Below are 10,641 nucleotides of genomic sequence, written 5' to 3'. Positions count from 1 at the left end.
CACCCCAACCCCTCAATCCTTGAGGGGCTCCCTCGCCGGTTGGCAGGGTCAAAAGGGTACCTTTTGACAACCACAAGAGGGTTGCATAGTGAGTCTGTCAACTCCTTAATGCTCCTTCATTTCGCTTTCGCTTCATTCTGTCCGCTTACCGTTGACAGACACGACACAACTATCTTTAATTATTTTATTTTTCTATTAAGTGCGTAATAGGGGTACGGCAACGATTACTTCTTTTTTGAGCCACTCGTCAATTCTTATAGTTTTCGAGGCATTTTACTATACCGAATACAAAAAACTATATGGATTTACCATAAAATGGTATTTAAATTATGCTGTTGCATATTTTTAACGGGGGAGGCGATCTTCATGAATCTATAGAGGAAACCATTACCACATGATAACAATTTCTAAAAGGAGGAAGGTTTATGCAAAGAAGTTTTAAATTCCTGTTCACGTCCGTTTTTTCCTTGATTTGTGTTTTATACTTTCAAACGAACGCCTTTGCCGCACCAGCATACGATGGAGTTGTTAAAATGGAACAACCGTCAGGCGAATCGTTTCAAGCCACAGTGCATGGAGATGAATGGTTCCATTGGGCAAGCACAAAGGATGGCGACGTACTTTTACAAGATCAGAAGGGGTATTGGAATTACGCTGAACTTACATCAGACGAACTGAAATCGACGGGAAAAAAATATAAAATTGACAAGAAACCTGCAAAAGCGGTAAATGAGAACAATTTGAACAAATGGATAAAGAAATACAACCCTCAAGCAAAGAAAAAACAGGAGCTCATGAAAGAATTTACGGGATCACCAGAAAATGTTGACGGAACTGTCACTCCAGTTTCAGGACCTCAAAAATTACTTGTTGTGTTAATTGGGTTTACAGATGTTGATATCGCATATAGCGACAACGATTGGAGCAACAGATTTTTTGCTGCAAATCAAAAGTCAGTAAAGGATTACTATAATGAGGTGAGTAATGGAAAAGCACAGATCACTCCGGCATCCGAAACATATGGTACGCAAAATGATGGGGTGGTTAAAGTGAAATTAGATTACGCTCATCCGGATACATCGGGAAAAGACATTAAAACGGTTATAACAGATGCACTGGATAAAGCTGATCCTAAGGTGAATTTTGCTAGTTTTGATACTAATAATGATCAAGTCATCAATTCTAAAGATAGCTTCTACATTGTAACTGTTCTTGCTGGCAATGAAGAGGCTAGTGGTGGTTCAGTGCCAAATGTTTGGGCACATCAGTGGTATGCTCCTAACACAAATCACGATGGTGTTACAGTATCAGGTATGTATACGACGCAGGGTGAAAAACAATATGGTCATATGGCAACGATTGGTATTCCTGCTCATGAATTAGGTCATTCCTTGGGCCTTCCAGATTTATATGGCGTTAATAATCATGTGGGTGGTCTAAGTATAATGGCTAATGGAGCCTGGAATAGTCTTCAAGGAGAAGATTATGGAGCTACACCCGATCATATGGATGCCTGGTCGAAAGTAAAATTAGGATTTGTAACACCAACTGTAGTAAATGCCACCAACAATTTTACTCTAAATGCCATCCAAAATAACTATAATGTTTTAAAGATTCCTTTAAAGGATAATACTTATTTTTTAGTTGAGAATCGCGAAAAAGTTGGATATGATGCAAGCTTGCCAACAAATTCTGGTGGCATAGCGGTTTGGCATATTGATGAATCCATGAATAATACTGATAGTGACCCTCATCCTTTTATTGATATAGAGCAATCTGTCAGTGAATACCAAGACCCATTCTATTACACGAATCAAAATCATGCTGCTTCCTTTGGTCCAGACACCAATCCGAACAGTAATACCTACACTGGAGAAAAATCGGGAGTAACGATTACAACGACAAGCACAAGTGGTTCTGCTATGAATGTAGCAGTCACGACAAAAGGAGCTAGTTGGATTCCTCAAACAAATTGGAAACTAAAATCTGTAGACAGTTATGCTCAGTACAATTTGGGTACGTATGCCTTTGATGGAAACAAAGATACGTTTTGGCATACGAACTGGAGCCCTGTAGCTCCAATGCCGCACGAGATTCAAATTGATTTAGGTGCAACCTATAGCCTCTCCAAATTCAACTACCTGCCAAGACAAGACGGCCAAGTGAACGGAACAATTAAGGGCTATGAGTTCTACGTCAGTAGTGATGGAGTGAATTGGGGAACAGCTGTAGCTACAGGTACCTTTACAAATGATACCACTTTAAAAGAAGTCAGCTTTGCAACCAAGACAGGTCGCTATATTAGACTGCGTGCCTTAAGCGAGATAAACAATAATCCATGGACAAGTGTGGCTGAACTCAATGTATTTGGAGTAGCGCAATAATGTATTTGTGAGGGGTGCTATTGAAATCATTGATAAGCTACCCCAAAGGGTTATCATCTGCTGGGAGTTTCGTTCAAAAATAATAAAAAACAGTAGTGATTTTATGCACTACTGTTTTTTATTATTTTTGAAAGTAAACTTTTAAATATTTGTTTACATTCATTTCCCCTAAAACATTGACTTTAACTCAATTCTCTTGATATCCTCAAAATTAGAAAGAAAAGTATACATTCAAAACACTATAAATAAAAAGTTTATAGACTCTATAAAAAATAAAAATACTTGCAAAATAAAAGACGACTTAAAAGTCGTCTTTTATTTTGTGTTACAATTTATATGGATTATTAGGGATTTTCTTTTCTTTTTGTATCTGTAGTATTAACTGTTTTTTCTTTTCTTCAATCAATACAGTCTTTTTAAAAGTTAACAATGAAGCTATTTGTAGTAAAACATAATATATTTTTAAATCAAAACTACTATTTGCAATAATATGATCCATTACATATGATAAACCTCCCTATTTTATAAACAAAAAATTACTCAGTTCTAATTGTAATTATATATTATCAATATTAGGTATAGGTTTCTATTCAAAATATATACTTCACTAATTACCATAACCCCACTTATTAAAGTGGATGATATAAACTATTAAATTCTCAAAAAAATTGGGTTCTTTTAGCTTACGAAAGAAAGTATTTAGCATCAAGAAGTATGTATCCTATGAAAGTTAAGAGAAGAACAAGAGTAAAAAAGATTGTTTTTTGCTTTTTACTTCTATTTTTAAACCATCCCCATCTTTTGCTCTCATCTTCTAACCAAAAGTAATCAACCACAAGAAATAACAGAATAATTAAGAAATAGAAAAAGATTTTCAGTATAATCATCTCCTTTATTACCCATAGATACACACACTTCTTTTTACTTCCATTTTATAAAAAATTATCTCTTATAAAAAAGATAAACTTTTTTTTTTACTATTCAAAACAACTTGTTAAAAAAAGTAAAATACAACAAATATTAAACCCTGTGTCTTACCATCTCTTCCACCAAGGTTTTTTAGCTTCTTGATAAATTTCTTCAATCTTTTTATCAAAAGCTATATCTCTTTCTGAAATATATTCAATCATTTTTTGCATATCTTCAATTTGTTGATCTTTTTCTTTTTCCCTTTTTTGAGATTCCAATAACTGTTTTTTTATTTCAACTTCAGTTTCTTCAGATGCTTGCAACTTAGAGATTATCATTTGATTTTGTTCTTCAATTTGTTCTATTTGCTTTTGAAATGAATTTGCTAATTTCTGAATCTCATATCGCATTTTGTGCGAAATCAAATCATCTTTTGATTCCTTATTTATCAACGGTTGCACACTTTGTATCGGTGACTTGTGCTTCTGTCTTCGTATCACTGCTACGGAAGCCGCCATATCAAGGTTTACTCCAGCTTCTTTTCTAGCTTGAATCAAATCTCTAAACGTTAACTCATCTATATCGGTAAAAATTCTTGTGTTATTTTCATTTTTTCGAAAAACATACCCTGCTTTCTCAAGAGATTGGGCGTATTTCCTAACTGTACTTTCAGCAATTCCAAATGTTTTAGCAATATCATGACTTTTTAATTCCTTAGGGATTCCCTCTAACAATTCAATTTCTGTATCGCCCGTATCGGCCATCGCTACCACCTCTTTCTATTTTTATAAGCGATATATCGGCGATATAATATAAATAAACAACACTTAAAATAAACATAACAAAAAATAAACAAGAATACACAAAAAAATTTAGACAAATTAAGCATATACTATGATTTGAAACAATCATAATCAAATTTATACAAGATTTTATACAAGAAAAAAGAAAAAAAGAAAATAGCAAGGATCCCTGAAATCCTTGCTATTACAACAATGTATAAAATTATGCATATCGATTTCACATAAAAAAGAGAAAATAACCCAATAAAAACAAGGATTCCCGCTTGTCCTTGCTACCGATAATTTTGCGTTATGTTAACTTTACATCTATAAAGTATTCATAATCTTATTCATCTTTTTTATTAGGTTCTTGGACTTGGAGTAATTCAACAAAAACATTTAGCATGTCCTGTATTTGAATTCGATTATCAACAAAATATTGCAAATTAAACCCATTAAAAAGAGCCATTCCAGCTGTTGCTAAGGTTCTAGCATCCAATAAGCTTCCAATAATGCCTTCATTTTTCATTTCTTGAATAAAATGTGTAGTAAACGTCCTCCATTCTTCCATCTGGAGAATAAGTATCTCTTTTATCTGTGGTAATTCATTCGAAATCATACATCCTTGAAGAAGCATAGGAGAAGACCCCTTTTCATAAGCCTCATTCACCAAACGCATGCTATGTTTTTTAAATTTATTTAGTAAATCTCGATCTTTTTCATTAAGAGCTTCTTTTAAATCCTCAAAATAAAAATCAATACCTTCTTTTATCAGCTTCAGTAAAAACTCTTCTTTGTTAGGAAAATGAGCATAGAAAGCACCTTTAGAATAACCAGCGTGTTTTACAATCTGATCAATGCTTGTACTAGAATAGCCTTGTTTAGAAAACAATTCAATTCCTGATTGCATTAATTTGTTAATTGTCTCTTCTGATTGTTTCTGATGATAATTCACTATAGCAACCCCCCTTTTTTAAAGAAACTGAATATTTAATTAATTCTAGCACATTCCTCAGCATATAATACATTAATTAATACCAACTAGTTGGTATTTAAAAATAATACTTATAAAGGAGATGGTTAAATGACATTATCTCAAGGGATTATAAAGAAATGGCTGTTAATATTTGTTTTATGTTTTTCAATGTTTTTTGTATTTTTTCCACAATCTAAAGCAGATGCTGCTTCATCTTCTACCTTATTAGATGGTTATGGAACTGTAAGTTCGGCCCCAATTTATATTACCTCTCCGTATCAAAAATTAAATTTTCAAGCTATTAATTATCGTAGTGCAGATGTAAAAATGTGGGTTAAGAATGACACTACAGGAGGAGTCCTTTTTTCCAAAACTTTGTGGAGTGAAGGGAGTCGTGTTGACCCTCGTAATCCACCTTATACAAGCCTTAAAAATGGAAAATATCGTATATATTTACAATGCGACAGCTTGGCACCATGCTATGCATCTGCAAAAATTTACACTCAATAACTTTAAAATAAATATCTCTCATTTAAAATAAGAGGATCTTCAATTGAAGATCCTTTTTCAATGCCAATAATAGGACGTTATGTTAACCGAGCATGTATATGGTATACATTGTTTCTTGTTCAATTAACTGGCAGTTTAGTTATATAAGTAATTGGATATTTATAGTAAGATGAAGGTGAATGAGAGAAGAATTTATGGAGGTTACTCTATGGACTACAATCTATTTAGAACTTTACCAGAAATACCAAATCCTAAGTACATTGTATTTAGTGATTTTGATGAAACGTACTTTCCTCACCAATTAACCGCCGAACGAAAAAGTCAAATACAAGAATTAGAACAGACTATCGTAGAAAAAAGTAGGGTTTCTGGTTTACTTTTTGGCTTGGTAACAGGTAGTAACATTGAGGCTGTTCTTGAAAAAATGAAGAGGGGTGGATTTCAGTATCTTCCTCATTTTATTGCAAGTGATTTGGGAACAGAAATTCATTATTTCAACAAATTAAAACAAGGTGAAATTGATAAAGAATGGCTTAGCAGGTTTGATAATGGCAATTACCATCCCGATAAAATAAAAGAGATAGTTGATTTGTTAGCTTCTAAAAATATTGCTTTAGATAGCCAATCACAGATGGGTGCATCAAAATACAAAAGCAATTACTACTATTTCAGCAAGAATGAAAAGGACGATCAATTAAACCTTAACCATATTAGACAAGTTGCTAGTGATTTTAAAATTAGTATAAACATCAATCAATGTAATCCTTTGGCTGGAGACCCAGAGAATGCATATGATATTGATTTTATCCCTTTAGGGACTGGAAAAGACGAGATTGTGAGATATATATTAGCAAAATTTAAGATAGACCGACAAAATGCAATTGCCTTCGGTGATAGTGGTAATGACTTGAAAATGTTACAGGCTGTAAAATTCGGTTATTTACTTGAGAATGCTACAAGTGAGGCAAAAAATGGACATGGGCGTTTAACCATAGGTTCTTATTCAGAAGGGATACTTAACACCATTAAAGAACTAGTTGTGTAGTAGTAATTGGAACCATTTTTTATAAGTTTTTAAATTAAATGGTCTTTGTTTGTGAAACAAACGGATGCTAATGTTAAATAAACAAGATACATTGACTTCCGCTTTCGATTTTTATGTAAATAAGCCGTCCATATGGGCGGCTTATTGTATTTTTTGCTTAGCGTGGGGTTTTTCCGAAATACTGGCGATACCCCTGAAACAAACAACAAAAAAGAATCCTGCATAAGCAAGATTCTCACAAAAAATATAATTATTCCTTCAGTCTAATTAGTAAAGAAGATGGAAGACGCCTTATCGTTCCAAGTTGATCCGACATAGCTAACATTGATACCGGATTGCACCCAGAATCTTGCCCCTCTGTAGTTACTATCCCAACACATAACTGTCCAGTTATGATTGTAACCCGCCTTCAACGAAGAGATTTTGTCGTTCCAAGTTGATCCGACATAGCTAATATTACTGGAAGCTCCAAAGTAACTCCCTCCGTAATTAGAATGTTGATAAAAATACGATTTATAATAAACAGCTTGGGCTGTAATCGTATTGTTCTTAGTATCCTTTTTACGCTCAACAACAGCACTCTGCAAATGAGCATTTAAACGGTCTTGATTTGTAAACCCATAGACTACTCCCTCTGCTTTTGCAGCGTCATCGAAAACAAACTGAGTTACATTCTTTACATGCGAATCATCTTGTGCATATTTAACACCATCAATCATAACAGGCAAGTCTTTTAATTGAACCATAATCTGTGTTGAAGGCGTTTGTTTTGAAACTGAAGTTGATGTCGTATCAGCAAAAGCAGTAATAGGAATGATCGCCAAAACAAAAGTCAGTAATGTAATAACTATTTTCTTCAAGAAAATCCCTCCTAGATGTTTTCCTATCCCCAAAAAAGAAAAATAGGCTTAATTCATAAGGAATTTAAGTGTTACCTTCATTCCTCGAATCATTTCCGTACCCCTTAATTATTATTAATTAGGGCTTCTCTATATGTATAAAATCCCCAATAAAAGTACAGCAAATTATAATTTCAGACAAAGAGAGTTCCTTTCCTTTCGATGTTTCCCCTTGTTTTTGGGTGTGAGTGCTGGCTAGTCGTGTGGGGACTAAACCCCACGAACTTAACGTAACTACATATAGAAAAAGCTGATTGCTTAAATCGATAGAACTGGGTGGTTCGGCTGGTACAATTGCTAGTCCAAGTCGAGCAATCTAAATCCTCGTTTTTGGTCTGTTCGGCTTGGCGAAAGCTAAAAACCAGCCGAAAAAAGTTTTGCAAGGAGGGAGCAAAGCGGACAAGGTGGAGATTTTTGAGCGTTCTTTGCTCAAAAATACTACCTGTTCCTTGCGGAACTTTTAGCCCTATATATAAGAGTGAGAAGAGCAAAGTGAAGAAAGTCAGTAATAGCAAGGGTTTATAAGATATAGGGTGTACCCAAAAGGGAACACCTGTGTACCCAAAAAGGAACACCTAAAAAATGGAAAATACTAATAAAAAAAAGGATGTCAATATAAAATGACATCTAAAATAAATAAATTGGCAACTTATGTTTTTTACCATCTTCAGTTACAAAATTTTTAAGTGATTTTTTAAAGATTTTTTGAGTTGCTTTATCTACTCCATCTTTTGGAGAACAACACATAATATTTGGATTTACAAACCACGTACGACTTGTACAAATACGACCATCTTCTGTAGTTGTTCCAGTTTCTGCAACTGCTAATAATCCTTTTTTCATTAAACCATTCATTAACTCTGATACTTTCCCTCTAGTTCTATTTAACTTTCTAGCAAGATAACTAGGCGTTGCACTATCAGAGTCAAATTCACTTTCTTTACTTATTCTTTCAACCAAAATATTCGTTTTAAATTCTACATAAGGTATTAAATCCATTAGAAACGCTTTTTCAGATGTGGTTAAATAATTAATTTCACTCAGGTAATTGTAATTATCCATAATAATTTGCACAAACCTCACCCGATCTGTTGGCTTTTTCTTTTTTGCAATAAAATATTCTTCTCCACCAGTCGCCTTACTTAATAACTGTAAAAGCATTGCTTTCTCTTCTTCTGAGTAACCACCTGCTTGCAACTGGTCATAAATACTATCAATCTTACTATCTCTTATTTTCGCTTTTTTTTCAGCTTGTCCAAAATCTACAACTTTTGTCATAAAATAATTCTCTCCCTTAGTGGAAGGAATCAACTTTTATATGTTAGAATGTATATAGAATATATATTGGTTGATTCCAACCTTATTATGAAAAACCGCCTCGCCGACCAAAGCTTGGGCGGTTTTTCTCGTTTATATGTCTTTCTATATAATAACATGAAATGTGTTGTTAAAGGTTTCCATCTGTTAAAAATCAATTCTCTTTTTCACCATTATCACGCCTATCTTTCCATATCAAACTCTCGATGTTTATTCATTTCCCTCTTATGTTCACGCTCAAAATGATTATCTACGCCTTTATTATCCAATTCACTTTTGATAAATCCTCTAAACGTCTGAAATTTGTCTTTAAAAGCTTTTTTCGTCTGTTCATATAAAACCTTTATATTAGTCTGTAAACCTCTTATATGAGCTTTTAATGAACTGATTTCCCTATTTAATGCACCAACTTCTTTTTGCAACTGACTTTTTTCTTGTTTCAATGTTCGATTTTCTTCCATCCACCCCTCTGCATGCACTTTTAAACTCTCATTCTCTTTCACAAAATCTATCTCTTTCAAACGCTCATAATCCTTTTTGATAGTAACTGCTGCATTCACTTGTTTTGTTATTTTACGATACTGTTCAGGTGATAATACATAATTTCTTGTCTGTTTCTTCGTGATTTCAGCTTTCCCAAACATTTTATCTTGTACTTCTGTTATTACTTCTCTACGCAAAAACGGAATCACAACAGGTTCATTTGGTACTTGATCCGTAGCACTATCCAATTCTTTTTGCTGTTGTTTCACCTTTTTTTCTAACTCTATATATCGCTGATTAATCAGCTGTAACTTTTCACTTTCACTTTTTACTTGTTGTTCCACTTCTTCTAACTCTTTGTATTTATCAGCTACATGTATTTTCACCATTTGTAATTCATTTACTTTTTCTTCAGCATATTTCATATGATGGTCAAAAACTTCTAACTGCATTTCTTTTTCATATATTTGATTCTCAACGGTTGATTTCATTTCAGCATATTCCTTATATTGACGGACTTTCATGTACTTGTGAGATCCTACATTTGCTCTCTCAAAATCAGAAATATGCTCTTTTGCTAATTCCTCAATATAAGCTGTTTCTAATGTTCTCCAATTTGCAATTAACTCCGTCCCTTTTCCTTTTATGCCTTGTTGTTGCAAGGCCCTATCCATTCCGACACGCCTCGTTAATCCTCGACTACTTTCGAAATTCGGTACATAGTTAATATGTAAATGCGGATTTGCTTCATCATCATGTAAAACCATGTTATAAACTGCTAGATTCGGATTTCGCCCTTGAAACGCCTCAGCATACTGTTTTAACGCTTCCTTTTTGGATTCCCTATACTTTGGGTCGTCTTTGCCTTCCCCAATCGCTACAACGAGTTCTCGTTGCTCATGTGTCTTTTCATCTTTACGTATTTTTTCATAATAGTCCTTAATCTTACGGTCATTCCGTTTTTGTTTCTCGTTATACTTGTCCACCGCTTCTTGAAAGACATCCTTGTATACACTTTGGATGTCCTTTTGAACAAAGTAAATATTCTCGTCTAACCTGGATGGATCGATGCCGGGATTCCCATGAATGTTTTCCCTGTTATTATGGCTTAATGAACTTTGGTGAGATTGATTAAATGAGATAGAGAACAACATAAAGTGCCACCACTTTCCCTAGATTAATTGATACCATAAGTCTAGCAAAGCGACGAAATGGAGTCAATTAGAGTAACCCTATACGTATTTTGACGCTAACGCATCAAAATCGATAGGGGTCTGCGACGCTTTTCGGCTTTGCCGAGCCATGCACAGCATGGCAAAAACAAACCTTGGGCTTT

Annotated in this window: 9 protein-coding genes; 3 read left to right on the top strand and 6 right to left on the bottom strand. The window is 34.0% G+C overall.

Going from position 1 to position 10,641, the window contains the following annotated elements; genetic code table 11:
• Window positions 1-425: 425 nt before the first annotated feature.
• On the top strand, window positions 426-2,384 hold the full coding sequence (locus ORL93_RS30175; protein WP_265960278.1) for a M6 family metalloprotease domain-containing protein: 1,959 nt from the start codon (window positions 426-428) through the stop codon (window positions 2,382-2,384).
• Window positions 2,385-2,709: 325 nt separating this feature from the next.
• Here ORL93_RS30175 and ORL93_RS30170 read toward each other — a convergent pair whose 3' ends face one another.
• The 3 genes from ORL93_RS30170 to ORL93_RS30160 form a co-directional block, all read right to left on the bottom strand.
• A complete protein-coding gene (locus ORL93_RS30170) occupies window positions 2,710-2,883 on the bottom strand; it encodes a hypothetical protein (RefSeq protein WP_265960277.1) in 174 nt (57 codons plus the stop codon).
• Between the two features lie 535 nt (window positions 2,884-3,418).
• Complete coding sequence (locus ORL93_RS30165; protein WP_265960276.1) at window positions 3,419-4,027, bottom strand: hypothetical protein; 609 nt, start codon at window positions 4,025-4,027, stop codon at window positions 3,419-3,421.
• Between the two features lie 394 nt (window positions 4,028-4,421).
• Window positions 4,422-5,030, bottom strand: coding sequence for a TetR/AcrR family transcriptional regulator (locus tag ORL93_RS30160; RefSeq protein ID WP_265960275.1), 609 nt, complete (start codon window positions 5,028-5,030; stop codon window positions 4,422-4,424).
• Between the two features lie 129 nt (window positions 5,031-5,159).
• Between ORL93_RS30160 and ORL93_RS30155 the strand changes: the two genes are divergently transcribed.
• Together ORL93_RS30155 and ORL93_RS30150 are read left to right on the top strand one after the other, a co-directional pair.
• Window positions 5,160-5,561: a hypothetical protein gene (locus ORL93_RS30155; protein WP_265960274.1), complete on the top strand. Its 402-nt coding sequence runs from the start codon at window positions 5,160-5,162 to the stop codon at window positions 5,559-5,561.
• Window positions 5,562-5,769: 208 nt separating this feature from the next.
• Complete coding sequence (locus ORL93_RS30150) at window positions 5,770-6,606, top strand: HAD-IIB family hydrolase (protein WP_265960273.1); 837 nt, start codon at window positions 5,770-5,772, stop codon at window positions 6,604-6,606.
• Between the two features lie 263 nt (window positions 6,607-6,869).
• On the opposite strand, the gene ORL93_RS30145 is transcribed toward ORL93_RS30150, so the two are convergent.
• The 3 genes from ORL93_RS30145 to ORL93_RS30135 form a co-directional block, all read right to left on the bottom strand.
• Entirely contained in the window at window positions 6,870-7,430 is a 561-nt protein-coding gene (locus tag ORL93_RS30145; RefSeq protein WP_265960272.1) for a peptidase inhibitor family I36 protein, read from the bottom strand.
• Window positions 7,431-8,132: 702 nt separating this feature from the next.
• Window positions 8,133-8,783, bottom strand: a complete 651-nt coding sequence (locus ORL93_RS30140) for a MarR family transcriptional regulator (RefSeq protein WP_265960271.1) — start codon at window positions 8,781-8,783, stop codon at window positions 8,133-8,135.
• Between the two features lie 221 nt (window positions 8,784-9,004).
• On the bottom strand, window positions 9,005-10,459 hold the full coding sequence (locus tag ORL93_RS30135; protein WP_265960270.1) for a plasmid recombination protein: 1,455 nt from the start codon (window positions 10,457-10,459) through the stop codon (window positions 9,005-9,007).
• Window positions 10,460-10,641: the final 182 nt, after the last annotated feature.

This window comes from Bacillus sp. DHT2 (genome assembly GCF_026241455.1).
GTDB classification, from domain to species: Bacteria; Bacillota; Bacilli; order Bacillales; family Bacillaceae_G; genus Bacillus_A; species Bacillus_A pseudomycoides.
The sequence above is the reverse complement of the archived record's forward strand: the minus strand, read 5'-3'. Positions and strand labels throughout refer to the sequence as shown.